General features: G+C 41.6%; 15 protein-coding genes. 9 read left to right on the forward strand and 6 right to left on the reverse strand.

Annotation, left to right across the window (positions count from 1 at the left end; genetic code table 11):
• Positions 1-108 precede the first annotated feature (108 nt).
• Positions 109-1,635, forward strand: a complete 1,527-nt coding sequence (locus tag FLP08_RS09050) for an NAD(P)H-hydrate dehydratase (protein ID WP_156276140.1) — start codon at positions 109-111, stop codon at positions 1,633-1,635.
• 103 nt (positions 1,636-1,738) lie between these two features.
• Positions 1,739-3,244, forward strand: coding sequence for a histidine ammonia-lyase (gene hutH / locus FLP08_RS09055; RefSeq protein WP_156276142.1), 1,506 nt, complete (start codon positions 1,739-1,741; stop codon positions 3,242-3,244).
• On the opposite strand, the gene FLP08_RS09060 is transcribed toward hutH, so the two are convergent.
• Both FLP08_RS09060 and FLP08_RS09065 read right to left on the reverse strand, forming a co-directional pair.
• Entirely contained in the window at positions 3,241-3,615 is a 375-nt protein-coding gene (locus tag FLP08_RS09060) for a hypothetical protein (RefSeq protein WP_156276144.1), read from the reverse strand. The genes hutH and FLP08_RS09060 overlap by 4 nt on opposite strands.
• 117 nt (positions 3,616-3,732) lie before the next feature.
• Positions 3,733-6,285 (reverse strand): ATP-dependent Clp protease ATP-binding subunit, encoded by a 2,553-nt coding sequence (locus FLP08_RS09065; RefSeq protein WP_156276661.1) that lies wholly within the window; start codon positions 6,283-6,285, stop codon positions 3,733-3,735.
• Positions 6,286-6,532: 247 nt separating this feature from the next.
• Here FLP08_RS09065 and gyrA point away from each other — a divergent pair, with 247 nt between their 5' ends.
• Both gyrA and FLP08_RS09075 read left to right on the forward strand, forming a co-directional pair.
• Positions 6,533-9,064, forward strand: coding sequence for a DNA gyrase subunit A (gene gyrA / locus FLP08_RS09070; RefSeq protein ID WP_156276146.1), 2,532 nt, complete (start codon positions 6,533-6,535; stop codon positions 9,062-9,064).
• A 23-nt stretch (positions 9,065-9,087) separates the two neighbouring features.
• Positions 9,088-10,326, forward strand: coding sequence for a tetratricopeptide repeat protein (locus tag FLP08_RS09075; protein ID WP_156276148.1), 1,239 nt, complete (start codon positions 9,088-9,090; stop codon positions 10,324-10,326).
• 73 nt (positions 10,327-10,399) lie between these two features.
• Here FLP08_RS09075 and FLP08_RS09080 read toward each other — a convergent pair whose 3' ends face one another.
• Together FLP08_RS09080 and FLP08_RS09085 are read right to left on the reverse strand one after the other, a co-directional pair.
• Entirely contained in the window at positions 10,400-11,152 is a 753-nt protein-coding gene (locus FLP08_RS09080; RefSeq protein WP_156276150.1) for a C40 family peptidase, read from the reverse strand.
• Positions 11,153-11,167: 15 nt separating this feature from the next.
• Positions 11,168-12,349, reverse strand: coding sequence for an acetyl-CoA C-acyltransferase (locus tag FLP08_RS09085; protein ID WP_156276152.1), 1,182 nt, complete (start codon positions 12,347-12,349; stop codon positions 11,168-11,170).
• Positions 12,350-12,462: 113 nt separating this feature from the next.
• Between FLP08_RS09085 and FLP08_RS09090 the strand changes: the two genes are divergently transcribed.
• Entirely contained in the window at positions 12,463-14,508 is a 2,046-nt protein-coding gene (locus tag FLP08_RS09090; protein WP_156276154.1) for an HD family phosphohydrolase, read from the forward strand.
• Here FLP08_RS09090 and FLP08_RS09095 read toward each other — a convergent pair whose 3' ends face one another.
• Entirely contained in the window at positions 14,509-14,961 is a 453-nt protein-coding gene (locus FLP08_RS09095) for a transcription elongation factor (RefSeq protein WP_156276156.1), read from the reverse strand.
• A gap of 181 nt (positions 14,962-15,142) precedes the next feature.
• Here FLP08_RS09095 and FLP08_RS09100 point away from each other — a divergent pair, with 181 nt between their 5' ends.
• Both FLP08_RS09100 and FLP08_RS09105 read left to right on the forward strand, forming a co-directional pair.
• The gene (locus tag FLP08_RS09100; RefSeq protein ID WP_156276158.1) at positions 15,143-15,814 is read left to right on the forward strand and encodes a hypothetical protein; all 672 of its coding nucleotides are present in this window, start codon (positions 15,143-15,145) and stop codon (positions 15,812-15,814) included.
• A complete protein-coding gene (locus tag FLP08_RS09105; RefSeq protein ID WP_156276160.1) occupies positions 15,804-16,538 on the forward strand; it encodes a DUF3307 domain-containing protein in 735 nt (244 codons plus the stop codon). The genes FLP08_RS09100 and FLP08_RS09105 overlap by 11 nt, the downstream gene beginning before the upstream one ends.
• On the opposite strand, the gene FLP08_RS09110 is transcribed toward FLP08_RS09105, so the two are convergent.
• Positions 16,512-16,919: a glyoxalase gene (locus tag FLP08_RS09110; RefSeq protein WP_156276162.1), complete on the reverse strand. Its 408-nt coding sequence runs from the start codon at positions 16,917-16,919 to the stop codon at positions 16,512-16,514. The genes FLP08_RS09105 and FLP08_RS09110 overlap by 27 nt on opposite strands.
• Positions 16,920-17,089: 170 nt before the next feature.
• Here FLP08_RS09110 and FLP08_RS09115 point away from each other — a divergent pair, with 170 nt between their 5' ends.
• Together FLP08_RS09115 and FLP08_RS09120 are read left to right on the forward strand one after the other, a co-directional pair.
• Positions 17,090-18,442 carry an NAD-dependent succinate-semialdehyde dehydrogenase gene (locus FLP08_RS09115; protein ID WP_156276164.1) on the forward strand — a complete coding sequence of 451 codons (1,353 nt, stop codon included), beginning with the start codon at positions 17,090-17,092 and terminating at the stop codon, positions 18,440-18,442.
• Between the two features lie 97 nt (positions 18,443-18,539).
• On the forward strand, positions 18,540-18,959 hold the full coding sequence (locus FLP08_RS09120) for an NUDIX domain-containing protein (protein WP_156276166.1): 420 nt from the start codon (positions 18,540-18,542) through the stop codon (positions 18,957-18,959).
• Positions 18,960-19,020: the final 61 nt, after the last annotated feature.

Here is a 19,020-nt window from a genome sequence, read left to right on the forward strand (position 1 = left end):
AATTTATTCATTTCGGGATGAATACAATATTTATTTGGGCTTTTTATCGAATTATATTTATCATGAATTCTTAAGTTTATGAATCAAAAGATCAACAAGCCAAATTTTATGAAAATACTTACCGCAGAGCAGCTTTCTGAAGCCGATAAAGAGACGATGAAAATACAGGATATAACTTCTGAAGAACTAATGGAGCGTGCCGCCACGCTGGTCTTCAAAGAGATTCATAAAAGACTGAACGGAGCACCAATTCCTATCAAGATATTCTGCGGAATAGGGAACAATGGAGGGGACGGTTTGGTGATCGCCAGGCATTTGATACAGCATGATTACCAGGTGAAGGTCTATGTGGTTAATTATAGCGATAAAAGGTCTGATGATTTCCTGGCGAATTATGAGAAATTAAAGGAGGTCACGAATAACTGGCCCGAGCTCATCAAAGAGGATACAAGATTCCCTGAAATAGGAACCGGTGATTTTGTGATCGACGCCATATTTGGAATAGGTCTCAACAGGCCGGTTAAAGGCTGGACCGGCGACCTGGTCGAGCATATTAACGATTCAGGTGCTTTTACCCTGGCCATAGACATGCCCAGTGGTTTGTTCACCGACCAGGTGCCAGGGGAGGAGGCCGCTGTCATAGAGGCAGATTATACCCTGAGCTTTCAAAACCCCAAACTCGTATTTTACCTACCTCAGACCATGGATTACTCCGGTGAGTTGCAGATCCTTGATATTGGGCTTGATAAGGAGCTTCTAAAAAGCCTGGATGCACAGGCTTTTTTGATCGACAAGGAAGAAGCAGCGGGCATGTACCACCACAGGAGGAGTAATACTCATAAAGGCGATTATGGGAATGTGCTTATCATGGGTGGTAGCTTTGGAAAGATAGGAAGCGTGCTGCTTACGGCTACTGCAGCGCTTAGGTCGGGGAGTGGTCTTTGTAGTCTTTATATTCCGGGTTGTGGATATAATATCGTACAAACCGGTTTGCCAGAAGCCATGGTATTGACAGATGAGGACGATAAAATGTTAAGTGCTTATCCTAACAATTTTGATGCGAATGTAGTTTGCTTCGGAATGGGAGTGGGTACCGAAGAAAAAACCAAAAATGCCCTGAAAGAACTTCTGGAAAATTTTTCTGACCCGGTGGTGATAGACGCGGATGGTTTGAACATTCTATCCAAAGATAAAGAGCTATTGGACTTATTGCCGGAGAATTCAATTTTAACCCCGCATCCTGGAGAATTAAAAAGGCTGATAGGCGAGTGGGAAGATGATTTTGAGAAGCTTGAAATGGCTAAGGATTTTAGTGAAAAATATAAGGTGATCCTGGTCATTAAAGGTGCGCATACTTTTACAATAAATGGAAAAAGTATGTATGTGAACAATTCTGGTAACCCTGGAATGTCTACCGCAGGCAGTGGCGATGTGCTTTCCGGGGTGATCACCTCCTTCCTGGGGCAGGGTTATGAACCTGTGGAAGCAGCTGTTCTGGGTGTTTTCTTACACGGTCTTTCCGGTGATATTGCTGCTTCAGAATTTGGACTGGAGAGCCTGTTGGCGGGCGATATTGCCAAGAATATAGGGCGTGCCGTAAAAAAGCTCTTTGAAAGAGACGCAGTCGAAGAGTAGTAATATTAAGAATTGTCTAAATAAAAATGATTTAGCTAGCGAATTATTTGGAATCCTTTATCTGAAGTAAGATTTTTGCGATCGGTAACTTCAAAATAACGAAATGCAAAATCATCACTATATAAGTTCAGCAGTTTTAGACCTGGAGATCATCCATGATATCATTAAGAACAATAAAAAACTGGCTTTAAGTGATGAGTCCCGACTCAATATCCAGAAGTCCCGCGAATACCTGGATAACAAGATCAAGGAAAGCGATGTTCCGGTTTACGGGATAAATACCGGGTTTGGTGCGCTTTGTAACGTAAAGATCACTTCAGAAAAACTTACCGAACTACAGGAAAACCTGGTTAGGTCCCATGCCTGTGGAACAGGGGATATGGTATCGAAGCCGGTTATAAAATTGATGTTACTGCTAAAGATACAATCCTTAAGTTATGGAAATTCAGGGGTGGCCCTGGCTACGGTGGAGCGACTTATCGACCTTTTTAATAATGATATTTTGCCGGTGGTTTATGAACAGGGTTCCCTGGGAGCCTCGGGAGACCTTGCGCCGCTAGCGCATCTGGCCCTGCCTTTGATAGGTGACGGAGAGGTGTATTTTGAAGATTCAGTGATTTCCGGTGAAGAATTATTGCAGAAAATGGACTGGAGTCCTGTAAAACTGCAAAGCAAGGAAGGCCTGGCTTTATTGAATGGAACCCAGTTTATGAGCGCTCACGGAGTCTACGCCTTGTTGAAAGCCTATAAACTTTCTTATATGGCAGATTTAATTGGAGCCATTTCTGTAGACGCTTTTGATTGTAATCTATCTCCTTTTGATGAACTGGTTCACCTGGTACGTCCGCATCGCGGGCAGATCAAAACCGCTGAAAGGATCAGGCAGTTCCTTGATGGTAGTGAGATTGCAGAATCTGAAAAAGACAATGTTCAGGATCCTTATTCCTTCAGGTGTATCCCGCAGGTTCATGGAGCTTCTAAAGATACCCTGGCTTTTGTAAGGAAAACCATTAAAACCGAGATCAATTCAGTAACCGATAATCCTAATATTTTTATTGAGGCCGATAAGATCATTTCCGGCGGGAATTTCCATGGTCAGCCCTTAGCGCTAGGCCTAGATTATCTAGCGATCTCCCTTTCTGAACTTGCCAATATTTCTGAAAGAAGGACTTACCAGCTAGTTTCTGGATTACGGGGGTTGCCTAATTTTCTCGTGGAAAATCCAGGTCTTAACAGTGGGTTCATGATCCCACAGTACACCGCGGCGAGCATAGTTAGCCAGAACAAGCAACTGTCCACGCCAGCTTCGGTAGATTCAATAGTTTCGTCCAACGGTCAGGAAGACCATGTAAGCATGGGAGCTAACAGTGCTACGAAATTGCTGAAAGTGGTCGAGAACCTTAACTCTGTGCTAGCGATAGAATTGTTTAATGCATCACAGGCGATGCATTTCAGGGAACCTGCTAAGACTTCAGCTTTGTTGAGTGCGGTTATTGAGAATTTCAGAAAAGAAGTACCGGTTTTAACCGAAGACCGTACCCTGGCACCATATATCAAAAAGGCTAAAGAATTCGTAGAAATATTTGAAGCGGAAGATTTTCTGGATTAGATCCTTGTTTTAATCCATTCAACGGCCTCTTCCAAAGTTTTGAAGACCTCGAAGCAATTATTGTCTTTATAGAACTTCTTTTCGACTTCGTTCGCATTTCGCCTGGTAATTTCGTTTTCACTTACTACTGCAATAGCTTTCAGATTTTTAACTTCAGCAGATTTCCTGTAAACCATTGGGTCTACTGCGTAAGAATGAATACGGTGGGAAATATACCCGTAGTCTTCTCCCTTAAAGATCTCAGCGCCCAGGTCTAATAATTTCTGATTGCTTTCCGTGTCAAACAGAACACCCTCGTCTAATTTGGCGATCAGGATCTGGTCATGTATAATTACCTCTCCGAATTCGAGATCAATTCTATTTGCAGGCATAAATTGCTGGGGCTTATTGAGGGAAACTAATTTATGGGAAATTAAACAATTGTGAAAAAGAAAAATAAAAAAAGCCGCCAGTTAACTGGCGGCTTTTGAATTGGTGTTTATAAGTATTTAAGATTCAGTTTCTTCAACCGATTTCTTAATATCTATCGTCAATTCGTTCTTCTTTTCGTCCAGGTCCATTACGATCTTATCTCCTTCTTTAAGTTTGGAGGTAATAATCTCCTCGGCCAGTGCATCCTCGATATATTTCTGGATAGCCCGGTTAAGAGGTCTGGCACCATATTGTTTGTCAAAGCCCTTTTCAGCAATAAAATCTTTGGCTTTATCCGTTAGGCTTAGATCATAACCAAGACCATGGATTCTGTCGAACAATTTGGCAAGCTCGATATCGATGATCTTGTGGATATCCTCTCTTTCAAGTGAATTGAATATTACCACGTCATCTATACGGTTCAGGAACTCCGGAGCGAAAGCCTTTTTAAGCGCATTTTCAATAACGCTTCTGGCATTGTCATCTACCTGTGATTTCTGTGCAGCAGTTCCAAAACCTACTCCCTGACCAAAATCCTTAAGTTTTCTGGCCCCAATATTCGAGGTCATGATAATGATCGTATTCCTGAAATCTATCTTTCTTCCAAGGCTGTCGGTCAGGTAACCATCATCCAGCACCTGTAAAAGCATATTGAACACATCTGGGTGAGCTTTTTCAACCTCGTCAAGCAGAACTACAGCGTATGGTTTTCTTCTTACTTTTTCGGTAAGCTGTCCACCTTCTTCATAGCCAACATACCCGGGAGGTGCACCAATTAGTCTGGATACAGCGAACTTTTCCATGTATTCGCTCATGTCTATCCTTATCAATGCATCTTCGTTATCGAAAAGTTCACGAGCAAGAACTTTAGCCAGCTGGGTCTTACCGACACCGGTTTGACCAAGGAAAATGAAGGATCCAATTGGTTTGTTCGGGTCTTTCAATCCGGCCCTGTTTCTCTGGATAGCTTTTACCACTTTACCTACAGCTTCATCCTGGCCAATAACTTTACCCTTTATCTTCTTGGGTAATTCTACCAGTTTATTGCTTTCGGTCTGAGCGATCCTGTTAACAGGAATACCTGTCATCATGGAAACCACATCGGCTACACTATCTTCAGAAACTGTTTCTTTATGTTTTTTGGATTCTTCTTCCCATTTTTCTTGGGCTATGCTAAGTTCTTTTTCAAGATTCTTTTCATCATCCCTTAATTTAGCAGCTTCCTCGTATTTCTGCTTTTTTACTACAGAATTCTTGTTCTCCCTAACCTCCTCAAGTCTTCTTTCCAGGTCAAGGATTTGCTTTGGAACGTCGATATTGGTAATGTGTACACGGGAACCAGCTTCATCCAGGGCGTCGATAGCCTTGTCTGGAAGGAACCTGTCGGTCATATACCTGTTAGTCAATTTTACACAGGCCTGTATTGCCTCGTCTGTGTAGGCAACATTATGGTGTTCCTCGTACTTGTTTTTGATATTATTAAGGATCTCGATGGTTTCCTCTACCGTAGTAGGTTCTACGATCACCTTCTGGAATCTTCTTTCAAGGGCTCCATCTTTTTCGATATACTGCCTGTATTCATCCAGGGTAGTGGCACCTATACATTGTATTTCGCCACGAGCAAGAGCAGGTTTGAACATGTTGCTGGCATCCAGGCTACCTGTAGCGCCACCGGCACCAACTATAGTATGGATCTCATCGATGAAAAGGATGATATCATCATTCTTCTCAAGTTCGTTCATTACCGCTTTCATACGCTCTTCGAACTGCCCACGATATTTGGTACCTGCAACTAAACTTGCGAGATCAAGGGTCACCACTCGCTTATCGAAAAGTATTCTTGATACTTTTCTTTTAACGATGCGCAGTGCCAGACCTTCGGCTATAGCAGATTTACCAACACCAGGCTCCCCAATCAGGAGTGGGTTGTTCTTTTTTCTACGGCTCAATATCTGGGAAACCCTTTCAATTTCCTTTTCTCTTCCAACAACCGGGTCCAGTTTGTCGGCTTCAGCGAGCGCAGTTAGGTCTCTTCCAAAATTATCCAGAACCGGGGTCTTGGATTTTTTCGAGGTTTTTCCTGTGCTTCCGCTACCGCTGAATGGGTTCTCTCTGGTGGCATCGTCACCATCATCGTCTGAAAAAGATTCTGCAGACGGGCTGTCCACGAAATCATCTTCGTCGCTGGCGATCATGTATTTAAACTGATCTTTTACTCCGTCGTAATCTATTTTCAATTTATTCAACAGTTTGGTTGTAGGATCGTTTTCGTTTCTTAAAATACATAGTAACAGGTGGGCAGTATTGATAGAAGAACTCTGGAATAGCTTTGCCTCCAGGAAAGTTGTCTTCAATGCACGCTCTGCCTGCCTGGTTAAATGCAGGTTTCTTTTTTCATTACTAATAGTAACGGTATTAGGATTAGCGGGGCTTAGGATCTCAACCTTACGTCTTAAATGACCGAGGTCTATTTCTAAAGCGTTCAATATTTCTATAGCTTTCCCATCACCGTCTCTCAGCAAACCGAGCATAAGATGTTCAGTCCCGATAAAATCGTGGCCAAGTCTTAATGCTTCTTCTTTACTATAAGCAATGACATCTTTTACTCTTGGTGAAAAATTATCATCCATTTTATCTTCCTTTCTCAAATTTTATTTCACTCGAATTAGGACAAAAATTGTACCTAACAGGGAGTTAGTAGCTAATTGACAAAATTACTTTCAATAATCAAAGTGTAAAATAGTGAACTTATTAACCAAAACGCAATAAAAATTTGTTAATAAAAATAAGGGGAAGTCAATGTTCATTGCCTTTCAATGAAGGAGAAAATATGTAAATTGCCCCTTAGATTTTTTGAGATAAATTAAAATTTTAAGTATGGCTGAAGGAGAAAAGCTAATTCCTATCAACATTGAAGATGAAATGAAATCGGCCTACATCGATTACTCGATGTCGGTCATTGTGTCACGTGCTCTTCCAGATGTGCGTGATGGTTTAAAACCCGTGCACAGAAGAGTATTGTACGGTATGTACGAGCTTGGAGTTCTTTCAAATAGAGCCTATAAAAAATCGGCAAGAATCGTTGGGGAAGTTTTAGGTAAGTATCACCCTCACGGTGATTCTTCTGTTTACGACACCATGGTTAGGATGGCCCAGCACTGGAGCATGAGGTATATGCTAGTAGACGGCCAGGGTAACTTTGGATCTGTTGATGGCGATAGCCCTGCAGCGATGCGTTATACTGAGGCGCGTATGCGTAAGATCAGCGAGGATATGTTAGCTGATATCGATAAGGAGACTGTAGATACACAACTTAACTTCGATGATTCGCTTAGTGAGCCGGTGGTAATGCCAACCAGGGTTCCCAACCTTTTAGTTAATGGTGCCAGCGGTATTGCCGTAGGTATGGCGACCAATATGCCTCCGCATAACCTTTCTGAAGTCATAGATGGAACCGTTGCTTATATAGATAACCATGACATCGAGATCGATGAGCTTATTGAGCACATCAAGGCTCCAGATTTCCCAACCGGGGGGATTATTTACGGTTACGATGGGGTTAAAGAAGCTTTTAAGACCGGGCGAGGAAGGATCGTGATGCGTGCCAAGTCTCATATGGAGGAGATAAACGGAAGAGAATATCTTGTAGTTACGGAAATTCCATATCAGGTGAACAAGGCCGATATGATCAAGAAAACGGCCGACCTTGTAAATGAAAAGAAAATTGAAGGTATCAGTCTTATCCGGGATGAGTCAGATCGTAACGGAATGCGAATCGTATACCAGTTAAAAAGAGATGCGATCCCTAATATCGTATTGAATACCTTATTCAAGCATACTGCTTTACAATCTTCCTTTAGTGTGAACAATATCGCACTTGTAAACGGAAGACCAGAAATGCTTAATCTTAAGGATATCATATATCATTTTGTTGAACACAGGCATGATGTGGTTGTTCGCAGAACTGAATTTGAATTGAAGAAAGCCAAAGACAGGGCTCATATCCTTGAAGGGTTGATCATTGCTTCAGATAATATTGATGAAGTGATCGCTATCATTAGAGCTTCTTCTAACGCCGATGAGGCACGTACCAAGTTAATGGAGCGTTTTGAGCTTTCTGAAGTTCAGGCCAAGGCGATCGTAGAAATGAGGTTGAGGCAGCTTACCGGCCTGGAGCAGGATAAGCTGAGAGCTGAATATGACGAGATACTTAAGACAATTGAAGACCTTGAAGACATTCTTGCCCGTAAAGAGCGTAGAATGGAAGTGATCAAGGATGAGCTTCTTGAGGTAAAAGAAAAATATGGTGATGAGAGAAGATCACAGATAGAATATTCTGGAGGTGACCTGAGTATCGAAGATATGATCCCAGATGAGAGAGTGGTGATCACCATTTCTCATGCCGGTTATATTAAAAGGACTTCACTTACCGAATATAAGACTCAGAATAGAGGAGGGGTTGGACAAAAAGGAACAAATACCAGGAACGAGGATTTCCTTGAATATCTGTTCGTTGGTACCAACCACCAGTATATGTTATTCTTTACCAAGAACGGTAAATGTTACTGGATGAGGGTTTACGAAATTCCTGAAGGAAGTAAAGCTTCGAAAGGTAGGGCAATTCAAAACCTTATAAATATCGAGCCGGAAGATAAGGTAAATGCCTTTATATGTACCCAGGATCTAAAAGATGAAAAGTACGTAAACGAGCATTTCGTGATCATGGCTACTAAGAAAGGTCAGGTTAAAAAGACCAGGCTTGAGAAATACTCTCGCCCTCGTACCAACGGGATCAACGCGATCACTATTAAGGAAGGGGATGAGCTGTTGGAAGCTAAATTAACTACAGGTAACAGCCAGATCATGTTGGGGCTTCGTAGTGGTAAGGCTATCAGGTTTGAGGAAAGCAAGACCAGGCCTATGGGTAGAAACGCTTCCGGAGTTAGAGGGATCACCCTGGCAGATGACAATGACGAAGTGGTAGGAATGGTTTCTGTTAACGACTTTGAATCAGATATACTTGTTGTTTCAGAAAATGGTTACGGGAAACGATCAAGCCTTGAAGATTATCGTATTACCAATAGAGGTGGTAAAGGGGTTAAGACAATATCGGTGACCGAAAAGACAGGACAACTTGTCGCAATTAAGAACGTATCAGATGTTGATGATCTTATGATTATCAACAAATCTGGAATCGTGATCCGTATGGCTGTAGAAGATCTACGCGTTATGGGTCGTGCAACCCAGGGAGTTAGACTGATAAATCTTAAAGGTAACGATGCTATCGCAGCAGTGGCTAAAGTGCTTCATGATGAGGATGATGTAGATAATATGGAAGACGCCGAAAAGCCTGTAGGTGGTGAGGAACCAGCGAATGGCACAACTATTGTAGATGATAGTGAGGAATAAAAAAAATTAAAACCAAAACAAACATGAAGACTAATATTTTGACAGCAGCGGCAGTGTCATTTCTAACCATGACAGCGGTTGCTCAAAAAGATCAAGTAAAAAACGCTGAAGACGCGCTTGAAGACGGTAACTACGCCGAAGCTAAGGCCCAGCTTAAAGTAGCTGAGCCAAATCTTAGTGAGCTTAACGACAGGTGGCAGGAAAATTTTTACCTGTATAAAGGTAAAGCTTACATGGGCGACGGTAAAACCGCTTCCGCAGAAGATCTTAAAACTGCAGCAGAGGCTTTCCAGAAAGCTTCTGAAATGGGAAGCGATGAAGCTACCGAGGCTTTGACAGCTTTAAAGAACAATTTAATCCAAAGCGCTATTGCCGATCAGAATAAGGAAGAATATGCTTCTGCAGCCGATAAACTTTACACAAGTTACCAGCTAAGTAAAACAGATACAGTATATCTATATTATGCGGCAAATAATATGGTGCAGGCTAAGGATTATGATAAGGCAGTTGAGTATCTTGAGTTACTTAACGAATTAGATTATGATGGTTCTGGTAAGGCGTATACAGCTGTTAATGTTGAGACCGGGGAAAGAGAGAACCTTGGTTCTAAACAACAAATGGACCTAATGGTTAAAACTGAGCAATATAAAGAGCCAGAGGTTGAGAACATTCCATCTAAAAAAGGTGATATCGCACAGCTGATCGCGAGAATCTACATCAGCCAGGAGCAGTATGATAAAGCTATCGCTGCGATGGATAAGGCTAAAGCCACAAACCCTGACGATATGGGATTACTTCAGGCTGAAGCTAATATGTACTACCAGATGGGAGAGAAAGATAAAGCAAGAGAGATCCTTGAAGAAGTAGCTGCTAAAGATCCTTCAGATCCTCTAACTTTCAACAACATTGGTTTAATGTATGCTGAAATTGAAGATACAGAGAAAGCAATCGACTTTTATAAGAAGGCACTGGAGATAGATCCAGAATTCAACGAGGCTAGAGTGAACATGATCGCGGCTAAATTACAGGCTGAAAAAGAGATCATAGACGAAATGAATGGTCTTGGAATGAGTAAGGCAGATAACCAGCGTTATGATGAGCTGGATGCTGAAAGAAAAGAGCTTTATAAATCTGTTCTTCCAGATCTTGAAAAAGCGATGGAAGTAGATCCAGATAATAAAGATATCATCCAAACTGCAATGAACCTTTACTCTAATCTTGGAAATCAGGAAAAAGTAGAGGAGCTTAAAGCTAAGATGTAAGATCAATAATATAGATCAATAATAAAAGCCCGCTGAATTTCAGCGGGCTTTTACTTTTTAATATTTTAAGTAATTATATGATCTTCTTGATTACCCTTAGTTTATGGGTATGTTTTCTAAGTTCAGCATTAAAGATGCCTGAATGGTCTATCCTGTCCACACGAACCTTTCCATCTACATGTATTACGTAATTATCTTTCATCATTAGGCCTACATGGTTGATCACACCTTCATTATCATCAAAAAAAGCAAGATCTCCGGGTTCGCTTTCTTCAATAAAGCTAAGAGCTTCTCCCTGTTTGGCCTGGTCTGCGGCATTTCTTTTTATCTGGCACCCATTTAGTTTGTATACCATCTGGGTGAGCCCGCTATTGTCAATTCCGAAAGGACTTTTCCCTCCAGAAATATGTGGCGAGTTCAGGTAAAGAACGGCAGTATTGATAAGGTTATCCTTGTGGGTTAACCTGGGCCTGGTCTTTTCTCCTTCAAAACTGTGATTGAGCTTTCCGGAATAGTTCAGGACGGCTCCAAGCGGAATAGGCATTAATAGACCACTTTCATCGGTCACATATTCTATAAGGTCTGTTGAAAGCAGGCTTTGTGATTCTTCCAGCTGGAAGTAATCATCCTCTTCGATCTTTCTATACTGTTTATTGTCGATCCAGGCTTCGAAATCATCAAATGAATTTCTGATCCTGCTCCAGTGAGCTCGTTCTTCGAGGATCTTAAAATGTTCACCATATAAGAGCTGGGACGTCATCTCTGCTTGATGAGATGACGTAGCTCTTAGCGGTACTGTACTTAAATGGCAAATACCGTATTGCATTAATCCTTAATCAATTTAGGCATTGCGTTCTATGACCATGGCTGATGCTCCACCGCCTCCGTTACAGATAGCAGCAGCACCAATCTTTCCGTTGTTCTGTTCCAGCACATTCATTAATGTGATAAGGATACGCACCCCGCTACATCCAAGAGGATGTCCTAAAGAAACGGCCCCGCCATTCACATTGGTATTTTTATCAGATAATCCAAGTATCTTCATATTGGCTAGTCCAACTACAGAGAAAGCCTCATTGAATTCGAAGAAATCTACTTCGTCCATTTTTACTCCGGCTTTATCTATTGCCTTTGGAAGCGCTTTTGACGGAGCGGTAGTGAACCATTTAGGTTCGGTTGCTGCATCGGCGTAACTTTTTATGGTTACTAGAGGTTTAAGGCCAAGTTCATCTGCTTTTTCTCTACTCATTATTACCACGGCACCTGCACCATCGTTAATCGTAGATGCGTTGGCAGCGGTCACGGTTCCGTCTTTAGAGAATGCCGCTCTTAATTGAGGTATCTTTTCAAGCTTGATATTCTTAAATTCTTCATCCTCCTTTACTACTATAGGGTCACCTTTTCTTTGTGGAACCTCTACAGGAACAACTTCATTGTCGAATTTACCTTCTTTCCAGGCTTTGGCCGATCTTTCATAAGACTGAATGGCAAATTTATCCTGGTCTTCACGTGAAAAATCATGCTCCTTAGCACAAAGGTCTGCACAAACTCCCATCGCATTGTGATCGTAGGCATCTACCAGTCCGTCTTTCTGCATACCATCTTCCAGTGTGGCAGGACCAAATTTCTTTCCATTTCTCATATGTACATAATGAGGGATAAGGCTCATATTCTCCATGCCTCCGGCAACCACGATATCGTTATCGCCAAGCATTATAGATTGAGCGCCCTGCATTACGGCTTTCATACCGCTGGCACACACTTTATTTACAGTAGTACATGGTACAGAATCTGGGATCCCGGCACCTAGTGAAGCCTGTCTTGCTGGAGCCTGCCCAACACCGGCCTGGACAACATTACCCATCAAAACTTCCTGAACCATTTCCGGTTTCAGATTGATCTTTTCCAGGGCTCCTTTAATAGCTATGGAACCCAATTTTGTGGCAGGGATACTTGATAAGCTACCAAGAAAACTTCCTATTGGAGTCCTCGCAGCGCTTACTATTACTACTTCTTTATTCATGTTTTAAGTTTAATTAATTCAAGAGTTGCGAAGTTAGTGATTTTATAAGGAATTAAATAACCTAAGCTTATTCAGACCTATTTTTACTACATTTGAGCATTACCCGAATATATATGAGCGATTTCGTAAATAAGCTTTATAAAAATCAGGCGCTATTTTACAAGGTTTTCCTGTTTGTGCTTACCTCAGTTTTGATCGTTTACCTCCTGCCAAAAGGAGGGAAATTTAAATATGACATTCCAAAGGGTAAACCATGGCAGTACGAAAACCTGTATGCACCTTTCGATTTCGCCATCCTGAAGACAGATGAAGAAATAGCTGCCGAACGACAGGATATTTCCAGGTCCCATATTCCTTATTATAATTTCAATACAGAAAAACCGGAGGTGGTCAGGAAAGACGCCCTTCAGGAAGTAAATAATGTTTTCCCAGATACCACCCTAAATGTTTATGAAACCATTATAGATGATTTTGTAGCCGGGACAGTAGATAAGATCTATGAATTTGGCCTGCTGCAGGAAAGTGACCGTCTGGCCCCAGACCAGCTGGTATATTTGCTTAAAGGGAACGAAGCTTCAGAAATCGCTTACAAACGAATTTTAAAGCAGGGAGAAATTCGCAGTTTTCTCAATGAAGAAATTTCAAACTCAGGATTTTCTTCCTTTAAAACCGAATTGCTGGAAGTTTTCTTTAATTCGGTAGAACCTAATGTAACCTTTAATAATGAGCTTACCCAGAAGGAACTGGAAAGCAAGCTGAACAATATTTCCTATACACGGGGTATCATAGAGCAGGGAAGTAGGATCATCGCTAAAGGCGAGGTGGTTGAGGGAAATAAATACAACATCCTCAGATCTCTTAAAGCTGAATACGAATCTCAGGTTTGGAGCCAGTCTAATTACAACTGGATCATCGTGGGATACAGCACCCTGGTGGCGCTAGCTTTGCTTATGTTGCTGCTGTTCATGCGAAAATACAGGATCACGATCTTTCAGAATAATGTGAAGGTTACCTTTATCTTCTTCAATATCATCTTTATGGTGATGCTCACCACGCTCGTAGTTAATTTTAATATAGACTATGTGTATGTGGTACCGCTATGTATTCTTCCACTTACCCTAAAGGCATTTTTCGATGCCAGGCTGGGACTTTTTACACATGTGATCACGGTGCTGCTTCTAGGATTTATTGTTCCTAACAGCTACGAATATATGTTCCTGCAGATCATTGCCGGGATCGTAACCATTCTAACCGTAAGTGAACTTTACAAAAGGGCCAACCTTTTTATATCTGTAGGGCAGATCACCGTGGTCTATATCATTGCTTATTTTGCCTTTACGGTCATCCAGGAGGGGAATATCGATGATATGAAACCGGAAATATTCCTTACTTTCCTTCTTGGCGGGCTGGCCACCTTATTTGTGCAGCCGCTTATCTACGTTTATGAAAAGATCTTTGGAATGGTGAGCGACATGTCGCTGCTGGAACTCTCAGACACCAACTCAAAATTACTGAAAGAGCTTGCAGAAAAGGCGCCTGGAACTTTCCACCATAGCCTTAATGTGGCCAATCTTGCCGAAGCAGCCGCGAACGAGATTAATGCCAATGCCATGCTGGCGAGGGTAGGGGCTTTGTACCACGATATCGGGAAAATGCACAATCCTACATATTTTACCGAGAACCAGACCACTTCGGTTAATTCACACGATGAACTGGCGCCAAGGGAAAGCGCGCAGATCATTATCGAGCACGTGATCAAGGGCATTGAGATCGCGAAAAAGAATAACCTGCCAGACAGGGTGATAGATTTTATCAGGACCCATCACGGAACCAGCACGGTCTATTATTTTTATATGAAAGAAAAGGAAGCCAATGAAACGGCTTCTTCAGAAGATTTCAGGTACCCGGGGCCCATTCCTTTCAGCAAGGAAACAGCCATCTTAATGATGTGTGATAGTGTGGAGGCGGCGAGTAAAAGTTTGAAGGAGCCAACTTCGGTGCTTATCGATAATTTTGTAGAAAAGATCATCGATAAACAGATGGAGGAGGGGCAGTTCCTGAATTCAAATATTACATTCAAAGAGATACAGATGGTAAAGAAGATACTTAAGCGTAAGCTTAAGAACATTTACCATCTGCGAATAGAATATCCTGAATAATTAGTGTACTTCTAGGATCTTGTGTTCTTTACCGTTAAAAGTAAAAGATTCTCCGGCCTTTTTACCTTTCATTTCCTGGTAGATAGGAGCATCGGTAGAAATTGCGTAAACCGTACTGCCTTCTTCTAAAACGATCTTGCCTAATGCGGCAGAGATGAAATAATAATTCTCTGAAGTTTCTATGACACTGCCAAAATCTATCTGTTCGGTATAGTGAGTTTTGTCTATGCGGCTAAGCTTTTCCTTCATCTTCCTGGAGTTATCCAGGTATTCGGCATATTTTTCAAAGTCGTTCAATAACTGTCCCTTACTATCATCTTCATCATAATCTGTATGAGCATCGTTATTCTCCATGGACTCGCGTATCTGGTCCATCTCATTCTGGTACTTTTCAATTTGCTTGTTAACCGTGTCCAGGCATTTATAGAAAAGTTCTTCTTTATTGGCAACCATAATTTTCGATTTTCATTTGAAAATAAAATTACTCAAGCTTCTAGAGCTTACCGAAGATTTAGGAAATATTTAATATGCCGAAATCCCTATAAGCCTGGAAGGTTATATTATAAAAAAATAAGTTTATAAGCTTATAATAATGTTTTATAAGGTTTTAAGCTTATTTTTGCTATATTTGAATATGTTAGCAGTAATTTCAGCAGACCTTTTGGCCTCTTCCAGTTATCCTAAGGAACTATTGGAAAGGGTAATTCAATCCCTGAACAGGGAGTTCAACGAGCTCGAAAAGCTTTCCGCAAAGGATACAAAATTCCAGATCTACCGTGGAGACAGTTTTCAGGGCGTGGTACATGCGCCCGAAATGGCCCTGCTTTTCGCCCTGAGGATAAAAACAGCCATCAATCGCTTACATCTTAAGGATCGCGACACTAATAAGGCCTTTAAACGTGAGGCCGATCTAAGAATGGCCATTGGGATTGGCACTTCAGATTTTACCAGGGATTCTGTATTGGAATCCAACGGGGAGGCTTTCCAGTTTTCAGGAAGGACCCTGGATGAACTGAAAAATGAGAACAGGAAATTAAAATTAAGAACCTCGAATATGGCCGTGAACGGGGAGTTTAATACCTCGTTTTTCCTGTTCGATACATTATCAGATAAATGGAGTACTGCTTCTGCCGAAGTAATTTATTATCTTTTGAAAGGATTTAAAGAGACCGAGATTGCCGATGAACTGGGAATAAGCCAGTCTGCGGTGAACCAGCGGAAAAAAGCTGCGGGATGGGATGCAATCGAAGCTCTCTTAGATCGTTATCAAACTGTCATCTCCCAAGAATTTGTACATGGAAAATAGCTTTCTAATTATTTTACAATTATTACTTGCTCACATCATCACAGATTTCGTGATACAGCCCACCAGTTGGGTAAAACATAAAAGAGAATTCAAAGGAAGGTCTAAATACTTATATTTTCATGCCTTTCTAGCAGGATTTCTAAGCTTTCTGTTTCTAATGAAACTGGAATGGTGGTATATAGGTGTTTTTATCTCAGTAACTCATTATTTCACAGATCTTTGGAAATTGCAGTTTAGCAAGGATAGTCTTAAAATTTTTCTATCAGATCAGGTATTGCACCTGTTCGCTATCCTGGTTGCCTGGCTGTATCTTACCTCTAATTTCTTTGAGGTAGGCTCGTTTCTGCAACAGTTAATTTCTTCAGAGGCTGCAATGGCTGTGATCGTGGGTTACCTACTGGTGATTTTCCCTGCCGGATTTCTTGTAGGAAAAGCAACAAAACGCTGGCAGAACGAGGTGGAAGATGACCTGCGGAAGAACAGTCTGGATGCCGCAGGAAGATATATTGGGATATTTGAAAGGATCCTGGTACTCACCTTTATCCTCACCACCAATTTTTCAGCCATTGGCTTCCTAATTGCGGCGAAATCTATCCTGCGATTCAGTGATAAATCTGAAATTGGCGCCAGAAAACAAACAGAATACGTGTTGATAGGCACTCTAATGAGTTTCACCATCACGATCCTGATTGGCTTCCTAGTACGCCATGTGATGCTCCAGTAACTGGATATTGCTTTGCAGTCTTTCCCGTACGATATTCATCATACGCTTGTTGAGCGCAGAAGAATTCTGGATGTACCTTTCATATTCCTCCAGTGTGAACTGGCCTATGACCATTCCTTTTAAACTATTACGGAATTTGATATCCCTCTGAATGGCATTCTCGACATATTCCATTCTTTTCTCCAGCTTTAGTTCATAGAACTTGTTCTTGTGCTTCTTGATGTAGTTTCTGAAAACTGCCAGCAAAAGGTCATTTTGAAGTTTAACAATGGGACGAAGGGTTTCGTTTTGGAAACGTTCATCCTGGCTCATGTTGTTGGTGATTCTTGCAGAAGGAATCTCAGGCCTGAGTTCCTTTAGGTTAATATCTCTCGGATTCATGGCAAGTAGTGTTTCTTAAATATAACTATTAAAATAAAAGCATTTACTGTGCCGCATTCTTACTTGTGAACCGTTTATAAACAATGCGCGAGTTAAATCTGTCTTAATCGGCCCCTTATCTCGTATTCATCTTATTATATTTAAAATAAAAGCAAAAGAAATTTTTACCGATGATAGAATCTAAAAATCCCTATACCGGCGAAACGCTGGAGAAATTCAAAGAGTTAACCAAGCCACAAATCGAAGAAGCCCTGGAGAAAGCCGATTCCAGGTTCAAAAAATGGAGGAAGACCAGTTTTAAGGAAAGAGCTGATCTTATGATGAAGGCAGCCGAGGAGCTGAAAAAGAACAAGGAAGAATATGGCCGGGATATAAGTCTCGAAATGGGAAAACCCATCAAACAGGCCATTGCCGAGGTAGAGAAATGCGCATGGGTTTGTGAATATTATGCTGAAAATTCTGAAAAGCATCTTTCCAGCAAAACCATTAAAACAGATGCTTCTGAAAGTTATGTGAGCTACGAGCCGATTGGTGTTGTCCTGGCGGTTATGCCTTGGAATTATCCTTTCTGGCAGGTTTTTAGGTTCGCTGCACCGGCACTTATGGCGGGAAATATCGGTATCCTGAAGCATGCCAGTAACGTGATGCGTTCAGCAAACAATATTCAAAAAGTTTTTGAGAGAGCAGGATTTCCTGCGGCCTGTTTCCAGAACCTGGTTCTTAGTAGTAGTAAGATCGAAGATATCATAAAAGATCCCAGGGTTAAAGCGGCAACGCTAACCGGTAGTAAACCAGCTGGTGCAGCCGTGGCTTCGGCAGCAAGCAGTGAAATTAAAAAATCTGTTCTGGAACTGGGAGGAAGCAATGCGTTGGTAGTATTCAAGGATGCTAATATCGCTGAAAGTGTGAGCACCTGTGTACAGGCTAGGTTTCAAAATACGGGGCAGAGCTGTATCGCCGGGAAAAGGCTATTGTTGCATAAAAGCATAGCCGAAGAATTCCTTGAGGAGTTTGTAAGACAAACCAGGGAACTTAAAAGCGGAGATCCTTTAGATGAAGATACATTTATTGGAACTCTGGCCCGGGAAGACCTGGCAAAAGACCTGGAAAAGCAGGTGAAGGATTCTGTAAAAGCAGGAGCCAAGATCATCCTTGGAGGCAAGAGGGATAAAGCATATATGGAGCCGACGGTCCTTACCGGGGTCACCCCCGAAATGAGCATGTTCAAAGAAGAAACCTTTGGACCAGCCATTGGTGTAACCCAGTTTAAAGACGAGAAAGAAGCAGTAGAGCTTGTGAATATGTCAGATTTTGGACTTGGAGTTTCAATTTTTACGGAAGATATGGATTTTGCCAAAAAGCTCGTTCCTGAATTTGAGGATGGGGCGGTTTTCGTGAACGAACTGGTTAAAAGTGATCCAAGGCTGCCTTTTGGAGGTACCAAAATATCCGGTTATGGCCGGGAACTTTCGGAAGATGGCATTAAGGAGTTCGTAAATAAGAAAACAGTGTACTTCAAGTAAGTACTTCTTGTTGTATTAAATCAAAAAAATAGAAGGCAGGCCAGCTTATTCCTGTGCCTGTATATATCAAATAATAACCCTAAAACATAAAAATAATATGTCTAAGCAAAAGATTGCAGTAACTGTAGACAGTGTTGTCTTCTGCAAGATCGAAAATAAGTTCAAAGTATTGCTGATCCAGCGCAAAAATGACCCGTTCAAAGACCAGTGGGCTTTACCCGGTGGATTTGTAGATGAAAACGAAGACCTTGAAACTGCTGCCAAAAGAGAGCTTCATGAGGAAACTGGGGTAAAAGTGGATTCCATGCAACAGGTACAGGCGTTCGGAGAACCTGGGAGGGATCCCCGTGGGCACACCATTTCTATTGCTTTTCTATCCAGAATCTATTGCGAGGAAGAGCTGACCCCTTCAGATGATGCCAAAGCGGCAAAATGGTTTCCTATAGAAGAGCTTCCAGATATGGAACTTGCCTTTGATCATGACGAGATCATCAACGTTGCACAGCAATTTTTATAATAAAGATTTTATAGTTGTTTTTTTGCTGACTCCTCAGATTAATCAGGACTTTTTCAGGATT

This window comes from Christiangramia aestuarii (genome assembly GCF_009735585.1).
GTDB lineage: Bacteria > Bacteroidota > Bacteroidia > Flavobacteriales > Flavobacteriaceae > Christiangramia > Christiangramia aestuarii.